The following is a 22910-nucleotide window of genomic DNA, read 5'->3' as shown; positions in this document are numbered from 1 at the left end:
GCTCTCACGCGAGGGGCGCCGGTTCGCGCCAGGACCGCGGGCCGGCTCACAGGAAGCGCCTGATGGGGGTGACCGCGGCCTCCTTGGCGCGTTGCAGCATCGCCCGGCGTCTCCATCGTGCGGGGTCGATGTCCACGCTGCGCTCCAGGTCCGCGTCGTAGTCGCGGTCGAGCGAGGCGGTGAACTCCGCGTCCAGGACGGCGAGCATCACCTCTTCGTCGTGGTCCATGGACCGGCGGTTGAAATTGGTGGAACCGATCAGGGAGGCGACGGAGTCCACGGTGATGATCTTGGCGTGCATCATGGTCGGCTGGTACTGGTAGATGCGCACGCCTGCCTCCAGCAGGCGCGTGTAATGGTGCTGGCCGGCGAGCTGGCAGGCCCGCTGGTCGGTGTGGGGGCCGGGCAGCAGGATCTCCACGCGTACCCCACGGCGCGCGGTCCGGCACAGCAGGTCGACGAAGTAGGTGTCGGGGGCGAAGTAGGCGGTGGCCAGACGGAACCGTTCCTCGGTGGAGGCGAGCATGACCCGCACGAGGGTCTGCATGTCCTGCCAGCCGATGCTGGCCGAGCCGCGCACGACCTGGACGATCGACGAGCCGGCCTGCGGGTGCTCGGTGAACCGGTCGCGGTCGTCGAAGAGCTCGTCGTGGCACTCGGCCCAGTTCTGGGCGAACGCGGCGGCGATGCCGTCCACCGCCGGTCCGCGCACCTGGACGTGGGTGTCGCGCCACTCGCCGGGATCGCGGGCGTCGCCGCACCATTCCTCCGCGATGCCGACGCCGCCGGTGAAGGCGGTGTGCTCGTCGACGATGAGCGCCTTGCGGTGGCAGCGGTGGTTCTGCTTGAACGGCGACAGCCACACGGGCTTGCGGAACCAGGCCACCTGGACGCCGGCTTCGCTCATGAGGTCCAGCAGCCGCCGTTCGATCTGCTTGGCACCGAAGCCGTCGAGCAGCAGCCGCACGCGCACCCCCGCGCGGGCCCGTTCGGCCAGCGCGGCGGCGAAGTCGTGGGCGATCTGGCCCTGCCAGTAGACGAACGTCATCATGTCGATGGTGTGCCGGGCCTCACGGATCGCCCCGAGCATCGCGGGGAAGATCTCGTCGCCGTTGCGCAGCGGCACCAGGTCGTTGCCCTCGGTGGCGGCCACGCCGATCAGCCGCTCCAGGCGACGGCGCAGGCGCTGCTTGCGCGCTGCCGCGTCGGTCACGCTGTCGCCGGCGGCGGGTGCGGGTATGCCGTCGAGTATCACGCCGAATCTCCCACTGGACCATGAAGGCAGTACGTCACGGGGCTACCGGACGAGCCCGAACAACCATCTGCCCCGCCTGAACGGTGTCACTCCGGCCGTCCGCTGGGACCGCGGCTGCCGGAGGGTGAACGGCCGTCCGCAGGTGGTCGTGCCGGGCGGACAGCCCATCGGCCGCCGGATGCCGCGCCTGCGCGTCGGCACCGGCCGCCGATGAGTGCGGGGTATCCCGGGCGCGAGCCCGTCAGTAGCCCGGTGCCTTCGCCAGTTCCTCGCGGTGTGCGGCTATGTGGGGCTGGTAGACCCGCGTGTCCCAGTCCTCGGGGCTGACGGGCGCCAGGGCGATGGAGATCGCGGACTCCTCGACCTCGAACGCCTCCTGGACGACGGCCGTCACCTGGTCCACCAGCCGGGACAACTGCTCGGCGGTGAGGGACTTGGGGAAGTGCTGGATGGTCACGTGCGGCATGAGAGCTTCCTTGTCTGTCGTGTCGCGGAGCCTGCCGCCGGCCGTGGTGTGGCCCGCCGCAGCGCCTTGGCCAGCTCGTCGACGCCCGGATCCCGCAGCGCCCCGTAGTGGTCGGTCTCGAGCTGGACGATCGTGGGCGCAGCCGCCGTGTGGCCGGGGGCGCGTTCGATGAAGGAGGGTTCGTCGCCCCGGGCGCGGAACACCGTGACGGGCGCCGAGACCCGGCGCGCGGCCGTGTCGACGTGGTCGTAGGTGAACCCGTAGGTGCGGCGGACCACGGTCACCACCCGGCGGATCAGCGCCGGATCGAGCTGCGGGTACCGGCGCTCGATGAACCGGGCGAAGCCCTCCGCGTCGCTCGCCTCGTGCAGGCACTCGGCAAGTCCCGGGCCGCTCGTCGTGCCGGCGAAGACGGAGAAGAGGATGGTGGTGAAGACGGGATCGGTGAAGTCGGCCACCGCCGCGCCCGCCGCCGTCCGCGGGGCGCCCGCCACCCGCGGCGCCCCCGGTGCCAGCAGGAACAGCTGCTCCACCCGCTCGCCCGACTGCTCCAGCTGCCACGCCGTCTCGAAGGCCACCCGCGCGCCGAAGGAGTAGCCCCACAGGGTGTAGGGGCCCGTCGGCTGGACCCGCCGCAGCGCCAGGACATCGGCGGCGGCCATCTCCTCGATGGAGGAGAACGGCGTCTCGCCCTCGTTGATGCCGTGCGCCTGGACGCCGTAGACCGGCCGTTCCCCGGGGGCGCGGGCCGCGAGCAGCCGCAGGTTCATCGTGAAGCCGCCGAGCCCCGGCCAGCAGAACACCGGCGGCTTGCCGCCCTCGGTGCGCAGCGGAGCGAGCCGGGAGGCGACGACGGCGGCCGGGGCGCTGACCGCCTCCGCCAGTTTCGCCACCGTCGGCGCCTCGAACAGCAGTTGCAGCGGCATGCTGCAGCCGAACGCCTCGTTGATCCGCTTGACCAGCGCGACCGCGATCAGCGAGTTCCCGCCGAGCCGGAAGAAGTCGTCGTGCACGGAGACGGACTCCCGCTTCAGCGCCGTCCTCCACAGGTCGCACAGCCGTGCCTCGACCCGGTCGCGGGGCCCGACCACCGGTGGGGCGTGTTCGGCCGCCTCGTCGACGTGCTTCTCCAGGGCCCGCACGTCCAGCTTGCCGTTGGGGGTGTGCGGCAGCCCGGGCAGGATCAGGATCTGGCTGGGCAGCATGAACTCGGGCAAGGAGGCGAGGAGATCCTCCCGGATCAGCTCCTCCGGCCCCTTCATGTGCACCTGGTCCTCGTGCATGCCCTCGTGCCGCATCTGCTCCCAGCTGACCGTGCCGCCGACGCAGAAGTACGAAGGCCCGACCGGCTGCCCCGTCTCCCGCAGGATCGCCGCCATGCGCCGTGCCGCGGGCAGGTCGTCCCCGCCGCGGGAGCTGTAACCCGCCGACATGAAGCCCAGGTTGTGCGAGTTCATCATCAGGTGCTGCAGCGCGCGGCCCAGATCCAGGTAGCTCCACCGCTCCCTGCCCTGCTCGGCGGCGCGGCTGACGAACGTGACGCCGAATCCGGAACGCTCGTACACCGCTTGGTTGATGGCGACCACATGGCGCTTGAGGACCAGCTCGTCGCTGATCCTCCGCAGCCGGCCCGCCCGGTACCGGTACTGGCCGCTGGGCAGCCCGGCCCTGCTGCCCGGGTGGAACTGCACGTAGACGTCGAGCGAGTCGTGCGCGGGTGCCTGCGCGTGTGCCGGGGTCCAGGGCACCAGCACGTAGGAGCCCAGGTGGTGGTCGTCCGCGGCACAGCCCGGCAGCGGCCGCGCCGGACCGGCGTCGTACGGCGCCTCGTCCAGAGCCAGGCCGTGGGCGGGCAGCACCTCGTCGAACAGGCCGGCCATGTGCCCGGCCTCGAGCTCCATGACCTCCTGGAGGTTCTTCTTGTACACCGGCTCGATCGCCGACCTGCGGCCGATGAAGTGCACCCGCACCCCGGGCTCCGCGGCCGCCTCACCGGGGAGTATCAGCACCAGTTCGTGGTGGACCGGGTGGTAGTAGTAGGTGCCCGCGGCCAGCCCGTCGATCCCGGCCAGCTCCAGGTAGAGCTGCGTCGGGTAGAGGGAGCCGGGGGAGGCGTAGGCGTACTTCGGCAACAGGCGTTCCTCGCTCAGGAACTGCCCGAAGTTGCGCAGGATGGAGCCGAGTTCGTCCAGGCTCAGCTCTTCGGGGCGACGGGATCCGGTGCCCTCGGTGCGCCGTGCCAGCGCCGCCGGCACGTCCGACGCCTCCAGCCGGTCGCCCTCGAAGAACCGGTAGGTCTTGCGGGCGAAGGCCCGGCGCCGCTGCCCGGGACCGGCGACCGCGCCGGGCAGCCGCACGGTGGGCCGCCCGGCCAGGTCGGCCGCGTCCCGCACACCCGGGTTCGACAGCTGGGCCCTGACCTGGAGCTTGGACGACTTCGACACATGGTGGTCGCCGTGCACGCCCTGGTCCATCAACGCCGCCTCGCGCGGGCTGAGTTCGATGCAGGCGACCAGGTTCGGGCTGCCCGTGCGCCGGTCGGTGCGCACCAGCACGGCGGCGTTCTTCACCCAGTCGTGCGCCTCGATGGCCAGGCGTACCTCGTCCAGCTCGATCCGGAAGCCGCGCAGCTTGACCTGGTTGTCGACCCGGCCCACGAACTGGACGGTGCCGTCGGCGTTCCAGTGGGCCAGATCACCGGTACGGTACAGCCGGCCGTGACCGGTCCCACCCGTCTCCGCGGCCCGGTCGTGACCGGTCCCACCCGTCCCCGCGCCCGGTGTGGCCCCGGGGGCCGGCGGCAGCGATGCCGGCATCGGCGTGAAGCGCTCCGCGGTCAGCTCCGGCCGATTCAGGTAACCCCGGGCCAACTGGATGCCGGAGATGTACAGTTCGCCGGTCTCACCGGGCCCCACGGGGCGGCCCTCGGGGTCCAGGACGTGGTAGCTCAGGCCCGGCACGGGGGTGCCGATCGGAACGGCGTCGGGGCCCTCGTCGAGGGTGGCGGGGTCGACCGTGTGCGCCGAGGTGTTGATGGTGCACTCGGTGGGGCCGTAGATGTTGACCAGCGCGGCCCCGGGCAGGGTCCGGGTCAGCTCCCTGGCGAGCGTCCGGGACAGCGCCTCGCCGCCGCTGAAGAGGTGGGTGAGCGACGTGCAGCTCCCGAACTCGTCGGTGTCGAGGAGGGCCTGCAGAAGGGTGGGCACGCACTGCAGGGTCGTGACGGCGTGCCGGGTGACGGTCTCGATCAGCCGTGCGGGGTTGCGGTGGATGCCACCGGAGCCGACCACGACCCGGCTGCCGCACGCCGGCGCCAGGATCTCCCACTGCGCGGCGTCGAAACTGACCGGCGTCTTCTGCAGGACCGTCTTGCCCGCGTCCAGCCCGAAGGCGTCGGCGAGCCAGCGCATCTGGTGCGCGATGGAGCGGTGTTCGATCATCACCCCTTTGGGCCGGCCCGTACTGCCCGAGGTGTAGATGACGTACGCCAGGTCCGCCGGACGCGGGCCCGCGGGCAGCTCCGCCGGATCCGTCCCGGGCCGCCCCTTGGCGAACTCCACCACGTCGTCGAGGGTGATGACGACCGTGTCCCCGGGAAGGAACCCCGCCAGCCGGTCCCGCAGGGACTCCTGCGTGAGGACCACCCCGAGCCGGGCGTCCTGCGCGATGTAGCGGATGCGCTCCTCCGGGTAGTCGGGGGACAGCGGCAGATAGGCCCCGCCGGCGCGCAGGATCCCCCAGACGCCGATCATCAGGTCCAGCGAGGGCTCGACGAAGAGCCCCACGCCGACGTCCGCGCCGACCCCCAGGTGGTGCAGACAACGTGCCACGTCCTCGGCCTCGTCGGCCAACTCACGGAAAGTGAGCGATTCCCCCTCGTGGATCACGGCGATGTCGTTGGGGCGGGCGAGAGCCTGCGCGCCCAGCAGATCGGGCAGACATGTCTCGGTGACGTCCCGGGTCTTCATCTACGTACCCCCGTATGCGAATCGGTCTTCGACCTCGCGCTCGAACGTACGGATTTGAGCCAGACCTGGCGTGACGAAGGACCCCCGCAATCAGTGCAATGCGGCAACCCGAACCATGCGCGGCGTGGCCAAGGCGCACGGGGAGCGGCAGATTTTGCCAGAGCGCATGCCACGCGCGGAAGCACACGGACACCCATGACCGGTGTCGAGCGGAACTGATCCGGAGGGGCCCGTGACCCGTACAACCACCGCCGGTGTCGTCGGCTCACTCGAGGACCTCGTCGGCAACACCCCGCTGCTGCGGCTGGCACTGCCCCACCTGCCCGCCGACGCGCGGGTGCTGGCCAAGCTGGAGGCGGCCAACCCGCTGTCCAGCATCAAGGACCGGGCCGCCCTGTTCATGCTGCGCGCCGCCGAGGAGTCCGGGGCGCTGCGGCCCGGCGGGACGGTCATCGAGTCCACCTCGGGCAACACCGGGATCGCCCTGGCCGCCCTGGCCGCCGCCCGTGGTTACGCCTGCCGGATCGTGCTCCCGGACAACGCCTCCGGGGAGCGCCTGCTGACCCTGCGGATGCTGGGCGCCGACGTCGAGTTCACCGACCACACCCTCGGCTTCGCCGGCTGTGTGGAGCGCGCCGAGAAACTGCACGCCGACACCCCCGGTTCCTGGTACGCGGCCCAGCACCTGAACCCCGACAACGTACGGGCCCACTACGAGACGACCGGCCCGGAGATCTGGCGCGACACCGGCGGCCGCGTCGACCATCTGGTGTGCGGTGTCGGCACCGGCGGCACCCTGACCGGGATCGCCCACTACCTGCGCGAGCGCAACCCGGACCTGCGGGTCGTGGCGGTAGAGCCAGCCGGCTCGCCCCTGCTCTCCGGCGGCGAGCCGGGACCGCACCGGATCCCCGGCCTGAACGGCGGATTCACCAGCCCGGTCACCGATGTCGAGGTCATCGACGAGGTGATCGTCGTCGCGGACGAGGACGCCGCCGCCACCACCCGCGCCATCGCCGCCGCCACCGGGCTGCTGGTCGGCGTCTCCTCCGGCGCCGCCGCCCACGGCTGCGTCGAGCTGGCGCGCCGGCACGACCTGGCCGGCGCCACGGTCGTCACCGTGTTCCCCGACACCGGGGAGCGCTACCTCAGCTGGTGGCCCGAGGCGGACCGGGTGCCGGGACCGGACACCGGCACCGCCGCGGAGCCGGTCCGGTGAGCGCCGTGCGCGACGCGCGCTCGCTGCGCCGGCGGATCCGGGAGACACTCGACGTCGTCGTCACCCGTGACCCCTCGGTCCGGTCCCGCACCGAGGCGCTGCTGCACCCGACCGTGCTGACCCTGCTGGGCCACCGCACCGGCAACTACCTCTACCGGCACGGCCGTCACACCGCCGCCCGGCTGGTGTCCACGGCCACCAAGGTGCTCACCGGAGGCATCGAGATCCATCCGGGCGCCCAGATCGGCCGGCGGTTCTTCGTCGACCACGGCAGCGGGGTCGTGGTCGGTGAGACCGCCGTCATCGGGGACGACGTCTCGCTCTTCCACCAGGTCACGCTCGGCTCCTTCGGCTGGTGGCACGAGCAGGAGCACGCCCGGCCCGGCACCCGGCGCCACCCGCGCCTGGGCAACGGCGTGACGGTCGGCGCCGGAGCCACCCTGCTCGGGCCCATCACCGTCAGCGACGACGCCCTGATCGGCGCGATGTCCCTGGTGCTCGGCGATGTGCCCAAGGGCGGCCACGTACGCGCTCCACAGGCGGTCGTCGACCAGGTGCCCCGACCCCCCGCCGCCGCGGCCGGCCCGCGCGCGGACGAGCAGCCCCCACACCGGAACGGATCGGAACGGACCCATGAACCCTGAGCGTTCACTGCTCCTCGTCGGCGCCACCGACGAAACGGTGGCCAAGGCCAAGCAGCTGGGCCTGCACGTCCTGCTGCTGCAGCACCCCACCAAGATCAACGCGGAGCAGGAACGCCTCGCCGACCTCGTGGAGGTCGTCGACTACACCCGCTGGGACCTGGTGGAACCGATAGCCCGGCGGCTCATGGACACCCCGGGCTTCGCCGCCGCCACCTCGATCACCGAGCCCGGACTGGAGAACGCCGCCCGCGTCAACGACCTCTTCGGCCTCGGCGGCACCGGCTACGAGGTGACCCGGCGCTTCCGCGACAAGGTGGTCATGCGCGAGCACCTGGCGGGGCTGGACCCCGACGCGGTCCGCGCCCGGCCGCTGCGCGTCCGCGAGGACCTGGACGTGTTCGGGGAGCGGTACGGCTACCCCTTCATCGTGAAGCCGACCGACGCCACCGCCGGTATCGGCGTGCACCGCCTCGACGGACCCGCCGACGCCGACCGGGTCTGGGCCGAGGTGCGGCGGCTCTCGGGCACCCGGACGGACCGGGTCTCGACGCTGATGCTGCTGCAGGACTTCCTGATGGAGGAGTACCTCGACGGCCCCGAGTACAGCGTGGAGTCCTTCAGCTCCGCCGGGCGCCATGTGATCATCGCCGTCACCGAGAAGTTCACCGACCCCGCGCACTTCGCCGAACTGGGCCACGCGGTCCCCGCCCGGCTCGCCGCCGCGGTCGAGGAGCGGGTACGCGACACCGTCGGCGCCTTCCTGGACCGGCTCGGCGTCAAGGACGGCGTGTGCCACACCGAGATCCGGATCGGCGAGCGCGGCCCGCGCGTCATCGAGAGCCACAACCGGATCGCCGGCGACGCCATCACCGACCTGGTGCACAGCGTCTACGGCATCGACACGGTCAAGCTCGCCCTCGCCGCGCCCTTCGGCCTGGCCGAGGAACTCCCCGACCGGCCCGAGGCACACGGCGGCGCCGCCGTACGGTCCCTGGTGGGACGGCCGGGCGACATCGTGGAGTCGGTGGAGGGCGTCACTGAGGCACAGGCCCTCGCCGACGTGCTCGCGGTGCGCATCAGTGCCAAGCCGGGCGAGACGGTCCGCCCCCTGCGGGACAACTGGGACCGCCTCGGACTGGTCGCCGTGACGGGTGAGGACACCACGGCGGCGATCCGGCGGGGCGCCGAACTCGTCGGCGACGTGGTCAAGGTCCGGGTGAAGGACCCCGACGGCCGGCCCGGCCTCGCCGAAGCGGCCGCGGTGAGCGACCGGACGGTGAGCCCCGCATGAGCGTCCTCGTCCTGCACCGCAATCCCTTCGCCGCGTTCCCCTACCGCCGCTGGCTCGACGGCGACGCCCCCGGCATCGGCGACCGGACACCGTACGCGGGCGACATCGTCGTCCTCGCCGCCCGCGACAAGATCGAGCTGGCCGGCGAGGAGGTGCCGGGCGACGCCGACCACGACTTCACCCACCTCGAACTGTTCGACACCCTCGACGACGAAGCGGTGCCGGCCCGCGCGTTCGCCCTCGCCGAGAAGTACCGGATCACCCACGTCGTCGCCCACCACGAGGCGGACATCGCCCTCGCCGCCCGGCTGCGCGAACACCTCGGCCTGGACGGCGCGTGGAGCGCCGACATCACTCCGTTCCGCGACAAGGCCCTGATGAAGGGGCTGGCCCGGCGGGCCGGCATCGAGGTCGCCCCGCACATCGTGCCGGGCACCGCCGGACAGGCCCGCGACTTCGCCGAACGGCACGGCTTCCCCGTGGTGCTCAAGCACCGGTCGGGCTACAACTCCATCGGCCTGAGCGTCATCGCCGACCGTGACGAGCTGGAGCGGCGGCTCGCGTCGGCCTACCGGGACGGCGCCCGGGACGACCTGCTCATCGAGGCCTACGTGCCCGGGCGGATGTGCCACGTCGACGGGCTGGTGGTGGACGGCCGCACCGTGGCCGCCTGGCCCTCCCAGTACCAGTACGAGCTGGCCTCCTTCGGGGCCGACCCCGGACCCCGGGTCGACCTGACCCTGGACGTGGACGACCCGCTCACCCCACGGCTGCTCGCCCTCGTCGAGCAGACCCTGGCGGCCCTGAAGCCCGCGGACGGCCGGCTGCGCACCCACGCCTTCCACGCGGAGGTCTTCCACACACCCGACGACCGCCTGGTGCTGTGCGAGATAGCGGGCCGCTCGGGCGGCGCGAAGATCCGGGAGGTCTTCGAGACCCTCTTCGGCATCCAGCTGGCCGTGCAGGTGACCCGCGCGGAGGCCGGCCTCTCCCTGCCCGCGGTCGAGGGCGTGACCGGTGACGGGGTGCCACCGCGGCCGCGCTGCATGTCGGGGCAGGTGCTCACGATGAAGCGGCCCGGCCTCGTACGATCCCTGCCCGCCCCACCCGAGGAGGAGTGGGTGAAGGGCTTCTGGCTCTTCGCCGAGGAGGGCCAGGTGATCGCCCCCGCCTCCGGCTCCGCGGACTTCCTGACGGCCGCCGTCGGCTCGGCCCCGACCCGCGCCGCATGCGAGCGCAGACTGCGCGCCCTCGGCGACCGGATCATCGCCGCGACGCAGATCGTGCCGCCGCCGGGGGACCTCACACCGGCCGGCCACGAGCCGGGGGACCTCACACCGGCCGGGCACTCGCCCGAGGACCACGCACGGGCCGGGCACGAGCCGCGCTCCGGGCAGACGGAGGCGTCATGACGCGGAAGACGTCGTCCGTGCGCGTCAGGTACATGCTGGGCATGATCGTGGACGCGACCGGCAGCGGCATGTACCTGCCGCTGTCGCTCCTGTACTTCCACCACGTCACCGGTCTGCCGCTCACCCAGGTCGGCGCCATCGTGACGGCCGCCTCGGTGGTCGGCCTGGTGAGCAACCCGGTCGCCGGCGTCCTCATCGACCGCTTCAGCGCCCGAGCCGTCCTGGTCGGCGGATACGTGCTGCGCGCCGCGGCGTTCTGCACCTACCCCCTGGTCGACAACGGCGTGACCATGTTCGCGGTGCTGCTGCCCGTCGCCCTGGGCGACACCTCCTACCCACCGGCCATCCAGTCCTTCGTGGCGGAGATCGTGCACGGCACCGAGCGGGACAAGCTGCTCGCCCTGCAACGCAGCCTGCGCAACGCCGGGCTGGGCCTGGGCGGACTGCTCGCGGGCGCGGCCCTCGCCCTCGACGACTCCGGCTTCTACCTCGTCGTGCTCGGCGCGGCCGCCGGCTACCTGCTCTCCGGCACGCTGCTCAGCACGATCCGCACCGACGCCCCGGCACAGCCGGCGGGCGGCCGGATCTCCCGCCGGGGCGGCTACCGGATGGTGGCACGCAACCGCCCGTTCCTGGGCCTGACCCTGCTGAACATCCCGACGGCCTTCGCCTACATGGTGCTGTCCGTGGCCCTCCCGGTGTACATCACCCGCGAACTGGACGCCCCCGTCTCGCTGGTGGGCATCCTGTACGCGGTCAACACGGTCGGTATCGCGACTCTGCAGATCCCGGTCACCCGGGTCCTCGTCCGGTACCGCAGAACGCGTGCGGTGGCGCTCGGCGCGAGCGTCTTCGCGCTGTCCTTCGTCACCTTCGCGGTGCTCGGCAGCCTGTCGACCGGGGCGGCCCTGATCGCCGGGGTGTTCGCCGCGACCGCCGCGTTCACCGCGGGTGAGCTGCTGCACGGCGCCACAGCCTCCGCCCTGGTGGCCCAGGCGGCGCCGGAGGAGACCCGCGGCCGGCATCTCGCGGTGTACCAGCTGTCGTGGGCGGTGCCCATCGCGCTCGCGCCGACCGTGCTCACGGCCCTGCTGTCGCTGTCCGCCACCGGTATGTGGCTGCTGCTCGCGGCGGCCACGACCGGCTCCGCGCTGGGCGTGCTGCGCCTGGAGCACCGGCTGCCGCAGGCCGCGGTGCATCCGGTGCCGCCCGAGACCGTACCGGCCGTGTCCCGGACCGGCTCCACCAGAAAGGTTGCGTGACCCCATGGGGATATCCAGTTGGCGCGTGCTCGGCGCGGAGGACCCGGAGTTCGCCGAGGAGGCGACCGCCGGACAGAGCGGCCTGGTCAGTCAGCTGCGGCCGCTGATCACCGAACTGACCGAGCCCGGCGACCTGGTCTTCGATCCGTTCGCCGGGTGGGGCACCACCCTGGTGGCCTGCGCGGCCGAGGGGCGGCTCGGGGTCGGCGTCGAGATCAACCCGTCCCGCGCGCAGGAGGCCCAGCGGCGCGTCGCCCGCTACCCGGAGCAGCGCATGCTGTGCGGCGACGCCCGCAAGCCGCCGCTCGACCCCGGCACCGTGGACCTGGTGCTGTGCGACCTGCCGTACTTCGGCACCGCCCTGGACGTCGACGCCCCCGACCCCGGCCAGATGTACGCGCTGCGCGACTACGACGTCTACCTGGCGGCGCTCGACGAGGCGTTCGCGGCCGTGGCACGGGTGATGCGCCCGGGCGCCCACGCGGTCATCGCGGTGCAGAACCGGCGGATCGCGGACCGGTTCGTGCCGCTGGCCTGGGACGCCGCGCGCGTACTGGGCCGCCATCTGACGCTGGGGGACGAGCGCGTCCACCTCTACGACTGGCCGGTCAAGGACGACGACGACCCGATGCGGACCAACCGGTCGCACGAGTACCTGCTGATGGCCCGGAAGGACGGCTGAGACGCCGGGCGCGGACAGCCGCCGCGGCCTGCCGGGCCGGCCCCGGCGGCGGGCCCGGCCGGTGCCGCGTGGGCGTCGCCGACCGGCGTCCACCGTCCACCACCGCCGTCAGCGGACCGCTGTTCACGTCGAGGCAGGGACATGCATCGCCGGCGCCGGCTCCGGGGCGGACCCGGCCGGTGGGGTCGGTGAGGTGGCGTACTCGGCCGGTGGTGTCGGTGCGGCGGCGTACTCCGCGCGTGCCATCCGGTACCCGAGCTGGAAGCGGTGCTGGGCGCCGTACTGGTCGCGCAGGGCCGCGATGTGGCCCTGCACGGACCGCAGACTCAGACCGAGGCGGCGCGCGATCGCCTTGTCGGAACAGCCCTCGATCAGCAGCGACTTGATGGCCCGGCGCGTGTCGGGCACGACCTCCCCGGCCGCGTCCGCCGCCCGCACCGGGCGGAACGGGAACCGCCCGGCCCGCACCCAGGCCTTCTCGAAGACGTCACCGAGGAACGCGACGACGGCACGGTCCCGCACCAGCACCGCGCCGGGGCGGCGCTCGCCGCCGGGGATGAACGCGGTCCCGCCGTCCACGACGATCAGCCGGTCGAAGAACTCGGGGAGCGTACGCACCTCCACGCCGTACTCCATGACCCCCTGCACGTACTTCTTGGTGGGTTCGGAGAACCGCGAGCTGTGCTGGAAGAGCGCGCGCATGGCGACTCCGCGGGCCAGCGGGTCGCGGAGCACCGCGTGCACCCCGTCCGGGCCGGTTCCGGGGCCCGGGCCGTCCGGCTGGGCCACGAGGATCTCGTGCCGGGCCCGCCACAGCGCCTCGTCGACCGCGTCCCGCACGGCTGCCGCACCGTCGAGGTACCGGACCGTCCCCGGCGTCGGGGCGCCTTCGCCGCCGGCGCCCCCGGACAGGGCCAGCCGGCCGGCGGTCTCGGTGGCGTACCGCTCGAGGACGCTGAGCTGGTCGGCGATCCGCAGCAGGGACTCCACCGGTGGGTCGGCGGGGGCGACGGCCGGTCGTGACGGCCTACTGCCTGGGCTCATGTCGTCATCCTTTCCGTGGACGAGGAGGAGACCGTCCACGGCCGCGAGGTGTACCGGAAGACGGCGGCCCCGCCCCGACGCGTGGCCGGGCGAGATCAGCAGGAGCCCCGGGCAGCCGCCGAGGACGGCTGCCGCTGTCCGATTCCCCTTGTCGTCCCGAAACCCCGGCACCCTCATGGCGGCCCGCGGTCGCCGGCCGCCCGTGGTCCACCCCGTACCAGCAGGTCTCGCCCCCTGCGGGCATCATTCGTGAACGCCCAGCCGGCCGCAAACGCGAGCGGCGGTCTCTCGAGGGATCCTCGACGGGCACTCGGTACGGCTTCCAGCCGTACGAGGCGGTGACCGCGCCGACACCCGGCCGGCCCGCACCGCCGGCTGCCGTGGGGCGCGCGCCGCCCGCCGCGCGCGGTCCGCCCTCGGGGCACCCACGCGCTCGACCGGCGTCGGGGCGGCGGGAGCCGACTACGCCTCGCCGGTGGCGAACAGTTCGAGGTGCCCGCACTCGGGACAGCGGTACGCCTCGATCTGCCGTCGGGGCCGGCCCATCCGCCTGGCACCCCCGAAGATCCCCCGCTCCAACGCGCCCTCGATCCAGCGCGCGTATCCGCGGGAGTGCTCGCCGGCGTCCTCGACGAAACCCTCCACCAGGCCGACGGTGCCGCATTGCGTGCACGTGTAGTTGTTCATCCGGTGAGTGTAGGAAACGCCACGGCCGCGGACGGATCCGCCGTCGGCCGGCCCGGCTCCGGCACACGGCCCGGCGGGTCCGCGGACGCGGAAGGGCCCGCGGACGCGGCGGGGGCGACGCGCACGTGCTCAGGCGTCGGCCGGGGGAGCCGTGTCAGGTGTCGGCCGGAGGATCCGCGCGCCCCTCGAACGCCGCCAGGATGCGTTCCGCGGCCAGCGTCGCCGTCAACCGGCCCTCCCGCACCTGCCGTTCGAGGTCCGGCGCGGCCTCGCGTACCGCCGGGTCGGCGTGCAGCCGGCCGAGCAGTTCGTCGCGGACCATCGACCAGGTCCAGTCGACCTGCTGGTCGCGCCGCTTGGCGGCGAGCCGGCCGGTGGAGTCGAGCAGCACACGGTGCTGCTCCAGCCGCTCCCAGACGGTGTCCAGACCGGCCGGCTCCCGGGCGCTGCAGTGCAGCACGGGCGGCGTCCAGAACGCGTCCTTGCCGTGCATCAGCCGCAGCGCGCCCGCCAGTTCCCGGGCGGCGGCGCGCGCGTCACGCTCGTGCGGGCCGTCCGCCTTGTTGACGGCGATCACGTCGGCCAGCTCCAGGACGCCCTTCTTGATGCCCTGCAGCTGGTCGCCGGTGCGGGCCAGGGTGAGCAGCAGGAAGGAGTCGACCATGTCGGCGACCGCGGTCTCCGACTGGCCGACACCGACGGTCTCCACCAGGATCACGTCGTAACCGGCCGCCTCCATGACCACCATCGACTCCCGGGTGGCCTTCGCGACCCCGCCCAGCGTGCCCGCGCTGGGGGAGGGACGCACGAAGGCCGCCGGGTCGACCGCCAGCCGCTCCATCCTCGTCTTGTCGCCCAGGATGGAGCCGCCCGTGCGGGTCGAGGAGGGGTCCACCGCGAGGACCGCCACCCGGTGGCCCAGCGACGTCAGCATGGTGCCGAAGGCGTCGATGAACGTCGACTTGCCCACCCCCGGCACCCCGCTGACGCCGATCCGCCGCGCCCGGCCGCTGTGCGGCAGCAGCTCGGTGAGCAACCGCTGGGCCAGCACCCGGTGCTGGGGCCGGGTGGACTCGACGAGCGTCACGGCGCGGGCCACCAGGGCCCGCCTGCCGTCGAGCACACCCTTCACATACGTGTCGAGATCGATCGCGGCCATCGGGCTCTACAGGTCGTGGCCGAGGTCGGCCGACAGCCGCCGCACCAGGTCGTACGCCGCGTCCGGGATCACCGTCCCGGGCGGGAACACGGCCGTGGCGCCCATCTCCAGCAGGGTCGGCACGTCCTGCGGCGGGATCACCCCGCCGACCACGATCATGATGTCCTCGCGGCCCTCCTCGGCGAGCTGCTCGCGCAGCGCCGGGACGAGCGTGAGGTGACCGGCGGCCAGCGAGGACACACCGACCACGTGCACGTCCGCCTCGACCGCCTGCCGGGCGACCTCCTCGGGCGTCTGGAACAGCGGGCCGACGTCCACGTCGAAACCGAGGTCGGCGAAGGCCGTCGCGATCACCTTCTGGCCGCGGTCGTGGCCGTCCTGGCCCATCTTGGCGACCAGGATGCGCGGCCGGCGCCCCTCCGCCTCCTCGAAGGCGTCCACCAGGGCACGGGTGCGGTCCACGGAGGGCGACTGGCCTGCTTCGTTGCGGTACACGCCGGAGATCGTACGGATCTGGCTCGCGTGCCGCCCGTACACCTTCTCCAGGGCGTCGGAGATCTCGCCGACCGTCGCCTTGGCGCGGGCGGCGTGCACCGCCAGCTCCAGCAGGTTGCCGTCGCCGTCGGCCGCCCGGGTCAGCGCGTCCAGCGCGTCCCGGCACGCGGCCTCGTCCCGCTCCGCCCGCAGCCGCCGCAGCTTCTCGATCTGCTGGGCGCGCACCGAGGAGTTGTCGACCTTGAGGACCTCGATCTGCTCGTCGGTGTCCACGCGGTACTTGTTGACGCCGATCACCGGCTGCCGCCCGGAGTCGATGCGGGCCTGGGTGCGGGCCGCCGCCTCCTCCACGCGCAGCTTCGGGATGCCGGCGTCGATGGCCTGCGCCATGCCGCCCGCCTGCTCCACCTCCTGGATGTGCGCCCAGGCCTTGCGCGCCAGGTCGTACGTGAGCCGCTCCACGTAGGCGCTGCCGCCCCAGGGGTCGATGACCCGGGTGGTGCCCGACTCCTGCTGGATGAGCAGCTGGGTGTTGCGGGCGATGCGCGCCGAGAAGTCGGTCGGCAGCGCCAGGGCCTCGTCCAGGGCGTTGGTGTGCAGCGACTGGGTGTGACCCTGGGTCGCGGCCATCGCCTCCACGCAGGTCCGGGTGACGTTGTTGAACACGTCCTGCGCCGTCAGCGACCAGCCCGAGGTCTGCGAATGGGTGCGCAGCGAGAGGGACTTGCTGTTCTTCGGCTCGAACTGGGAGACCTGTCTGGCCCACAGCAGCCGGGCCGCCCTGAGCTTCGCGATCTCCATGAAGAAGTTCATGCCGATCGCCCAGAAGAACGACAGCCGCGGCGCGAACGCGTCCACGTCCAGGCCGGCCTCCCGCCCCGCCCGGATGTACTCCACGCCGTCCGCGAGGGTGTACGCCAGCTCCAGGTCGGCGGTCGCACCGGCCTCCTGGATGTGGTAGCCCGAGATGGAGATCGAGTTGTAGCGGGGCATCCGCTGCGAGGTGTACGCGAAGATGTCGGAGATGATCCGCATCGACGGCTTCGGCGGGTAGATGTAGGTGTTGCGGACCATGAACTCCTTCAGAATGTCGTTCTGAATGGTTCCGGCCAGCTTCTCGGGCGGTACGCCCTGCTCCTCCGCCGCCACGATGTACAGCGCCAGCACCGGCAGCACGGCGCCGTTCATCGTCATCGACACGGTCATCTTGTCCAGCGGGATGCCGTCGAACAGCTGCCGCATGTCGTAGATCGAGTCGATGGCCACGCCCGCCATGCCGACGTCACCGGTCACCCGCGGGTGGTCGCTGTCATAGCCCCGGTGGGTGGGCAGGTCGAACGCGACCGACAGGCCCTTCTGGCCGGCCGCCAGGTTCCGCCGGTAGAAGGCGTTGGACTCCTCGGCGGTGGAGAAGCCCGCGTACTGGCGGATGGTCCAGGGCTGGTTGACGTACATCGTCGGGTACGGGCCGCGCAGGTACGGCGCGATGCCCGGGAAGGTGCCCAGGAAGTCCAGGCCCTCCAGGTCGCGCCCGGTGTACAGCGGCTTGACCCCGATGCCCTCCGGGGTCTCCCACAGCGGCTCCTCGCCTCCGGTGGCCCGCTTGACGGCCGTACGCCACTCCGCGTCGCTGCCGCCGGCGACCGGGGTCCCCAGCTCGATGCCGGAGAAGTCGGGGATTCCCATCAGGACACTCCCATGCGGTCGAGGGTCGCGGACAGCACGGCGACGGCGTCGCAGCCCGCGAAGACGTACGAGTCGATGCCCGGGTACTCGGCCGGGCGGCCCGCGAGGAACACGTGCCGTGCGCCCGCCGCGCGCAGCGACTCGGCGGTCCGCCCGGCCTCTTCGGCGTAGCGGGCGTCGCTGGAGCACAGCACGGCCTCGGTGGCGCCGCTGTCGGCGAAGCCGCCCCCGGTGACCGGTTCGATGCCGCCCGCCTGGAACAGGTTGGACGCGAAGGTCGAGCGCGCGGTGTACTCGTTGGCGGAGCCGAGCGTGGCGAGGTAGACGCGGGGCCGGGCGCCGGTCGCCGCGAGGTGCGCGTCGGAGCGGGCGCGCAGTTCCTCGTACGCCTCGTCGCGGTGGACCCGGGGCAGTCCGCCGGACGGCTGCGCCGGGGCGGCCTCGCGCTCCACCAGCCTCTCGGACAGCAGCGGGAACTCGCTGACCCCCGTGATGGGTTCACGCCGCTTGGCGAGCTTCTTGCTCCGCTCGGCCCACGTCGTCGCCAGGTCCGTGCGCAGCCGGCCGGAACGCAGGACGGCCGCCTGGCCGCCGTCGCGTTCGACGGACCGGAAGAACGCCCAGCCCGCCTGGGCGAGTTCGTCGGTGAGCCGCTCGACGTACCAGGAACCGCCCGCCGGGTCGATCACGCGGGCCAGATGGGACTCCTCGATCAGGATCGTGGAGGTGTTGCGCGCGATACGGCGGGCGAACGCGTCCGGCAGGCCGAGCGGGTGGTCGAACGGCAGCACGGTGACGGAGTCGGCGCCGCCCACCCCGGCCGCCAGTGTCGCCACCGTCGTGCGGAGCATGTTCACCCACGGGTCGCGGCGGGCCATCATCACCGGAGAGGTCACCGCGTGCTGCACCTGGGCGCCCGCGCCGGGCGCGCCGCACACCTCGGCGACCCGCGCCCACAGCCGGCGCGCCGCGCGCAGCTTGGCGATGGTCAGGAACTGGTCGGCGGTGGCCGCGTACCGGAACTCGAGCTGACCGGCGGCCTGTTCGACGGTCAGCCCCGCCTCGGTCAGCTCCCGCAGATAGGCCACGCCGGTGGCCAGGGAGGCGCCCAGCTCCTGCGCGGCCGAGCCGCCCGCCTCGTGGTACGGCAGCGCGTCCACGGTCAGCGCGCGCAGTCCGGGGTAGGTCTCGGCGCAGCGCGCGGCCAGCGCGGCGAAGGGCGCGAAGTCCTGCCGGGTGCCGGTGCGGGCCTCGTACCGCAGCGGGTCGGCGCCCAGATTGCCGCGTACCGCCTTCGGGTCGACGCCCCGTGCCTCGTACAGCCCGAGCAGGGCGTCGGCCGCGGCCTCGCTCTCCCCGTGCCCGTCCACCACGACGGGTGCCAGGTCGAGGTGGACGCCGTCCAGTGCCCGGTCCAGTTCGGGGACCGGGATGCCGCCGCTGCCCAGCACCAGCCACAGCGAGGTCACGCCGTTCTCCAGGTCGGCCAGCACGGCGTCCGCCGTACCGCCGGGGAGTGTCGTGTGCCGCTGCCGTACGTCCCAGCCGCCCGCGATGCCGCCCTCGGGGCGGCCGCCCCGCACGAACGGGGCGAAGCCGGGCAGGCCGGGGTCGGGTGCGGCGTCGCGCGCCGTGTACAGGGGGCGGGTGCGCAGCCCGTCCTCCAGCGTCGTGGACAGAGCTTCCTCAGCTGCCGCGCCCGAGACTTCCTTGCCCGACTTGCGCAGCACGCCCTCCACCAGGCGTTGCCACTGCTCGTGTGTCGCGTCAGGGAACTCGGCGGCCAGTGAGAGCCCGTCGTCAGGCAGGACCGTCATGCTCGGATGCTAGGGCAGGCCGCTCAACCGAGTGCACAGCGAGCGCTGTGAGCTTTCTCCTCTTGCGGTTGTGACCTGGGCCTCCCCGGGGGGCGGCGGCGTCTCCGCAGGGGTCAGCGCGGCTGCCCGGACGGGTCCGGCACGAGCGCGCGCACGGCCGCGAGCTGGTCGGTGCCCATGGCCTCGGCGAGGGCCTGACGCACGGTGCCGGCGAGCAGGGCGGAGGTCTCCCTCAGCAGCTCGCGTGCCGTGCCGGTGAGGGCGACCTCGGCGCCCCGTTTGTCGCCGCACACGGTCCTGCGGGTGACCAGGCCGGCCCGCTGCAGGCAGGCGACCTGGTAGGTGAGCCGCGTCTTGGGGCGGCCGAGCAGGTCGGCGACCCGGGTCATGCGCAGTCCGCCGCGGGGCTGTTCGGCCAGCAGGCACAGGATCAGGAACTCGTCGTGGGAGACGTCGAGGCACTCCTTCACCACCGACCTCAACCTCTGTTCCACCGTTCCTGTAGCCGCCACCCATAGCGTCCAGGCGCGGAGTTCGTCCGGCAGGAGACCGGAGCCCTCGGCGGGACTTCCGGGCAGGTCGCCGGGGTGCGGGTCGGAGGCGGGCATACGGGGAGTCTAACTCGCTGTCCAATTTTGGACGAACGGCTTGTGCGCCGTCAGCGCGGTCGCTAGCGTTGCGATCATCCAAATTTGGACCACTGATTCGGGAGTACGACGATGACCGTCGCCGTGGAAACAGGTCTCTGGCAGCTCGATCCGGCCGCGTCCAGCGTGGGGCTGCGGCACAAGGCCGCCTGGGGCGTGGTCTCCGTGAAGGGCGCCTTCACCTCCGTCCGCGGCCAGGGCGAGGTGAAGCCCGACGGCTCGGCCACCGGCACCGTGATCCTGGACGCCACCTCCCTGGACACCAAGAACCCCAAGCGCGACGCCCACCTGCGCCAGGCCGACTTCTTCGACGCCGACAACCACCCGGAGATCACCTTCGAGGTCACCGGCGCCGAGCGCCTGGACGGCGACGCCGTCCGCGTCAGCGGCCGCCTCACGGTGCGCGGTGTCACCAAGCCGCTCTCCTTCACCGGCCGCCTGGCCGAGGTGGGTCCCGCCTCGCTGGTGCTGGAGGCGGAGTTCACCGTCGACCGCACCGACTTCGGCATCACCTGGAACCAGATGGGCATGCTCGCCAAGCCGTCCACGGTGACCGCCAGGCTGCGCTTCACGCGCGCGACCGCCTGAGCGTCCGAGTCCGGCCGATCGCCCGGGGCCGTCGCCGGCCTGCGCAGCGGAGCCTCTCGGGGGCGGCGGGCACCGCCGATCGTGTCCGCCGCCCCGGTGTCACCCGGCGGCTCAGTGCCGAGTGCACGGCCCGGGACGCTAACGGCCACCGGTGTGCGGGACGCGGCGACACGTGAAGAGCCCGGTAGGAGAGCGGTAAGAACCAGGATCAACCCGGCATATCCCCCCAGTCCTGTCCGGGTGTGGGCTCACCGGGGCGGTCGCGCACCGTGTCGTTGTTGGGCCGAACGGGTGACTTGGCGTAAGAATTGGCTGGTGCAGGCATTTAGTGCGAGTCAGGTCGGGGGAAGCCGGTGAGCCGTTACGACGTCACCGATGAACAGTGGGAAGGGCTCGCCCAGGTCGTGCCGCTGCGGGGCCGGGACGCCTGGCCGTCCGCGGTCGGCCACCGTTCGCTGCCCGACGCCGAGACCGAGACCAGGCGCCGGTTCGTGGTCCTGCGGGTCAACGTCTTCGCGGACGCCCGGGATGTCGCCGAGACGGTGATGACCGGCGCGCCGGTGCTGCTCGACCTGTCCGGCGCCGAGGCCGATGTCGCCAAGCGCGTCCTCGACTTCAGCACCGGCGTCGTCTTCGGCCTGGGCAGCGGGATGCACCGCGTCGACCGCAACGTCTTCCTCCTCACCCCGCCCGGTACGGAGGTCAGCGGGCTGATGGAGGGGGCGGGCATCTCGGAGGCCTGAGGACCCGGCGGCCCCGGCGCCGGTGTGCCCTGCGGCGGCGTTCTTCATACCGGCGTCTCCGCGGCCCGTCCTCCGATCGTGGGAAGGGGCGGGTGACTGAACGGTTCGCCGCCGCCGCGCGGTCCTACGGTCCGCGTATGGCCGTGCCTTCCCTGTCCGCCGGGCCTCCGGCGGCCGACGCATCCGTTGTGACCGTGCCCGCGCAGTCGGGCGGATGCCTCGACGTGCGCGCCCGGGTCACCGAGTTACGGCTGTCCGCCTTCGCCGGGCACCGGCGGGCCGGGTTCCCGCTGGGGCCCGTGACCCTGTTCGCGGGGCGCAGCGGCGCGGGGAAGACGACGGCGCTCGCGGCCTTCGAGGCACTCGCGCGGCTGGGCGGCGGTGCCTCCCTCGCGGAGGCGTTCCCCGATCCGGCCGCCTGTGTGCCGCAGCGGGCCCGTCCGGACGCCGAGGGCCGGCGGGGCTTCCGGATCGGCTGCACGGCGGACGGCGCCGGTGGCCCGGTGCGGCTCGACATCGCCGTACAGGCCGAGCCGGCCCTGCGGATCGTCGGCGAGCGGCTGACCGCGGGCGGCGTCGTCCTGCTGGAGACCGCCCTGCGCGACCCGGGGCGCCGCACCGTGCAGGCCGCCTGGCACACCGCCGGCTCCGCCCCGGTGACCCGCGCCCCGCTGCCCGACGACCGCCTCGGCACCGCCCTGCTGCCCCTGCGCGTGGCCGGCAAGACGGACGGTCAGCGCCAGGTGCTGGCCGCGGCCGAGCAGATGGTCGTCGCCCTGCGCTCCGTCTTCCCCTGCGACCCGCGCCCGGACCGGATGCGCACGCCCGTCCCCGCGGGGTCGGGCCGGCTGCTGCCCGGCTGCGACAACCTCGCCGACGTCCTGTGGCGCACCCGCGCGGAGTGCAGCCGCCGCCACGGCCTGCTGGTCGAGGCGCTCCGCGGGGGCTGTGCCGGGCCGGTGGCCGACCTGGTCGCCGAGCCGCGGGCCGACGGCACGGTGCGGGCGCTGCTGGACCGGGGCGACGGCTTTCGCACCGAGCTCGCCCGGCTCGGCGACGGCGAACTGCGCTACCTGGCGCTGACCCTGGTCCTGCTGACCGGGCCCGGCGTGCTCGACATGGACGCCCCCGGCGAGGTGCCCGACGCCCTGCGCAGCCTCACCGTGCTCACCGACGGCTTCGACCGGGCCCTCGACCCCGCCCAGCGCCGGGCCCTGCTGGGAACGGCGGCCCGGATGGGGGAGCGCGGGCACATCCGCTGTGTGGCCGCGGTGAGCGACGCCTCCTGGGCCGCCGGAGCCGAGGGCGTCACAGTGGTACACCTGGAGCCGTGACCGAACCTCTGGACCTGGCCCGACTCCAGCGCAGACTGGCCGAGTTCGCGGCAGCGCGCGACTGGCAGCCCTACCACACGCCCAAGAACCTCGTCGCCGCCCTCTCGGTGGAGGCCTCCGAACTGGTCGAGATCTTCCAGTGGCTCACCCCGGAGGAGTCCTCCCGGGTGATGGAGGACCCGGAGCGCGCGCACCGGGTCACGGACGAGGTCGCCGACGTGCTCGCCTATCTCCTGCAGTTCTGCGACGTGCTGGGGGTCGACCCGCTGGCCGCCCTGGACGCCAAGATCGATCGCAACGAACTGCGCTTCCCGCGCCCGGGGCCGGAGGAACACGGCTGACGGACCTCGCCCGACATCCGCCGGCAACGGACGGACGCTGACGTTCCGCTATTACTCTCCGCAGTCAAATCACCTGTCGAATCCGAATTGTTGTCCACAGATTTCCGTCTACCTCTGGCTTTTCGCCTCGGAGACCTTCACTCTGGGTAGTGAACAAGGGAGTTCACCCA

The 22910-nt window shown here is 72.9% G+C and carries 19 protein-coding genes; 10 read left to right on the top strand and 9 right to left on the bottom strand.

The window, feature by feature from the left end; genetic code table 11:
* Nucleotides 1-46 precede the first annotated feature (46 nt).
* The 3 genes from ABVB68_RS05140 to ABVB68_RS05130 form a co-directional block, all read right to left on the bottom strand.
* Nucleotides 47-1255: a phospholipase D-like domain-containing protein gene (locus ABVB68_RS05140; RefSeq protein ID WP_353599650.1), complete on the bottom strand. Its 1209-nt coding sequence runs from the start codon at nucleotides 1253-1255 to the stop codon at nucleotides 47-49.
* 241 nt (nucleotides 1256-1496) lie between these two features.
* Nucleotides 1497-1721 (bottom strand): tautomerase family protein, encoded by a 225-nt coding sequence (locus tag ABVB68_RS05135; protein WP_353599649.1) that lies wholly within the window; start codon nucleotides 1719-1721, stop codon nucleotides 1497-1499.
* On the bottom strand, nucleotides 1709-5689 hold the full coding sequence (locus ABVB68_RS05130) for a non-ribosomal peptide synthetase family protein (RefSeq protein WP_353599648.1): 3981 nt from the start codon (nucleotides 5687-5689) through the stop codon (nucleotides 1709-1711). The genes ABVB68_RS05135 and ABVB68_RS05130 overlap by 13 nt, the downstream gene beginning before the upstream one ends.
* Nucleotides 5690-5921: 232 nt before the next feature.
* Between ABVB68_RS05130 and ABVB68_RS05125 the strand changes: the two genes are divergently transcribed.
* The 6 genes from ABVB68_RS05125 to ABVB68_RS05100 are packed head-to-tail and all read left to right on the top strand — an operon-like array spanning nucleotide 5922 to nucleotide 12199.
* Nucleotides 5922-6908, top strand: coding sequence for a PLP-dependent cysteine synthase family protein (locus tag ABVB68_RS05125; protein WP_353599647.1), 987 nt, complete (start codon nucleotides 5922-5924; stop codon nucleotides 6906-6908).
* On the top strand, nucleotides 6905-7552 hold the full coding sequence (locus tag ABVB68_RS05120; protein WP_353599646.1) for a serine O-acetyltransferase: 648 nt from the start codon (nucleotides 6905-6907) through the stop codon (nucleotides 7550-7552). Before ABVB68_RS05125 ends, ABVB68_RS05120 begins: the two co-directional genes overlap by 4 nt.
* On the top strand, nucleotides 7542-8843 hold the full coding sequence (locus ABVB68_RS05115; RefSeq protein WP_353599645.1) for an ATP-grasp domain-containing protein: 1302 nt from the start codon (nucleotides 7542-7544) through the stop codon (nucleotides 8841-8843). The genes ABVB68_RS05120 and ABVB68_RS05115 overlap by 11 nt, the downstream gene beginning before the upstream one ends.
* Nucleotides 8840-10255, top strand: coding sequence for an ATP-grasp domain-containing protein (locus ABVB68_RS05110; RefSeq protein ID WP_353599644.1), 1416 nt, complete (start codon nucleotides 8840-8842; stop codon nucleotides 10253-10255). Before ABVB68_RS05115 ends, ABVB68_RS05110 begins: the two co-directional genes overlap by 4 nt.
* A complete protein-coding gene (locus tag ABVB68_RS05105; RefSeq protein ID WP_353599643.1) occupies nucleotides 10252-11517 on the top strand; it encodes an MFS transporter in 1266 nt (421 codons plus the stop codon). The genes ABVB68_RS05110 and ABVB68_RS05105 overlap by 4 nt, the downstream gene beginning before the upstream one ends.
* A gap of 4 nt (nucleotides 11518-11521) precedes the next feature.
* On the top strand, nucleotides 11522-12199 hold the full coding sequence (locus tag ABVB68_RS05100; protein ID WP_353599642.1) for a TRM11 family SAM-dependent methyltransferase: 678 nt from the start codon (nucleotides 11522-11524) through the stop codon (nucleotides 12197-12199).
* Between the two features lie 123 nt (nucleotides 12200-12322).
* Here the strand turns inward: ABVB68_RS05100 and ABVB68_RS05095 are convergent, their stop codons facing one another.
* From ABVB68_RS05095 to ABVB68_RS05070, 6 genes are all read right to left on the bottom strand, one after another.
* Nucleotides 12323-13243, bottom strand: a complete 921-nt coding sequence (locus ABVB68_RS05095) for a LuxR family transcriptional regulator (RefSeq protein WP_353599641.1) — start codon at nucleotides 13241-13243, stop codon at nucleotides 12323-12325.
* A gap of 462 nt (nucleotides 13244-13705) precedes the next feature.
* Entirely contained in the window at nucleotides 13706-13930 is a 225-nt protein-coding gene (locus ABVB68_RS05090) for a hypothetical protein (RefSeq protein WP_353599640.1), read from the bottom strand.
* Between the two features lie 154 nt (nucleotides 13931-14084).
* Nucleotides 14085-15089, bottom strand: coding sequence for a methylmalonyl Co-A mutase-associated GTPase MeaB (gene meaB, locus ABVB68_RS05085; protein ID WP_353599639.1), 1005 nt, complete (start codon nucleotides 15087-15089; stop codon nucleotides 14085-14087).
* Between the two features lie 6 nt (nucleotides 15090-15095).
* Entirely contained in the window at nucleotides 15096-17270 is a 2175-nt protein-coding gene (gene scpA / locus ABVB68_RS05080) for a methylmalonyl-CoA mutase (RefSeq protein WP_353599638.1), read from the bottom strand.
* Nucleotides 17270-19087 carry a methylmalonyl-CoA mutase family protein gene (locus tag ABVB68_RS05075; protein WP_353599637.1) on the bottom strand — a complete coding sequence of 606 codons (1818 nt, stop codon included), beginning with the start codon at nucleotides 19085-19087 and terminating at the stop codon, nucleotides 17270-17272. Before ABVB68_RS05075 ends, scpA begins: the two co-directional genes overlap by 1 nt.
* A gap of 113 nt (nucleotides 19088-19200) precedes the next feature.
* A complete protein-coding gene (locus ABVB68_RS05070) occupies nucleotides 19201-19695 on the bottom strand; it encodes a MarR family winged helix-turn-helix transcriptional regulator (RefSeq protein ID WP_353599636.1) in 495 nt (164 codons plus the stop codon).
* Between the two features lie 111 nt (nucleotides 19696-19806).
* Between ABVB68_RS05070 and ABVB68_RS05065 the strand changes: the two genes are divergently transcribed.
* The 4 genes from ABVB68_RS05065 to ABVB68_RS05050 all read left to right on the top strand — a co-directional run bounded on the left by ABVB68_RS05065 (nucleotide 19807) and on the right by ABVB68_RS05050 (nucleotide 22740).
* The gene (locus ABVB68_RS05065) at nucleotides 19807-20322 is read left to right on the top strand and encodes a YceI family protein (RefSeq protein ID WP_353599635.1); all 516 of its coding nucleotides are present in this window, start codon (nucleotides 19807-19809) and stop codon (nucleotides 20320-20322) included.
* 353 nt (nucleotides 20323-20675) lie between these two features.
* Nucleotides 20676-21065: a cell division protein SepF gene (locus ABVB68_RS05060; protein ID WP_353599634.1), complete on the top strand. Its 390-nt coding sequence runs from the start codon at nucleotides 20676-20678 to the stop codon at nucleotides 21063-21065.
* Between the two features lie 137 nt (nucleotides 21066-21202).
* Entirely contained in the window at nucleotides 21203-22399 is a 1197-nt protein-coding gene (locus tag ABVB68_RS05055; RefSeq protein ID WP_353599633.1) for an AAA family ATPase, read from the top strand.
* A complete protein-coding gene (locus ABVB68_RS05050; protein ID WP_353599632.1) occupies nucleotides 22396-22740 on the top strand; it encodes a nucleotide pyrophosphohydrolase in 345 nt (114 codons plus the stop codon). The genes ABVB68_RS05055 and ABVB68_RS05050 overlap by 4 nt, the downstream gene beginning before the upstream one ends.
* Nucleotides 22741-22910 lie beyond the last annotated feature (170 nt).

The organism is Streptomyces sp. NPDC096012 (assembly GCF_040426375.1).
GTDB lineage: Bacteria > Actinomycetota > Actinomycetes > Streptomycetales > Streptomycetaceae > Streptomyces.
This window is presented reverse-complemented; position numbering and strand designations above follow the sequence as displayed.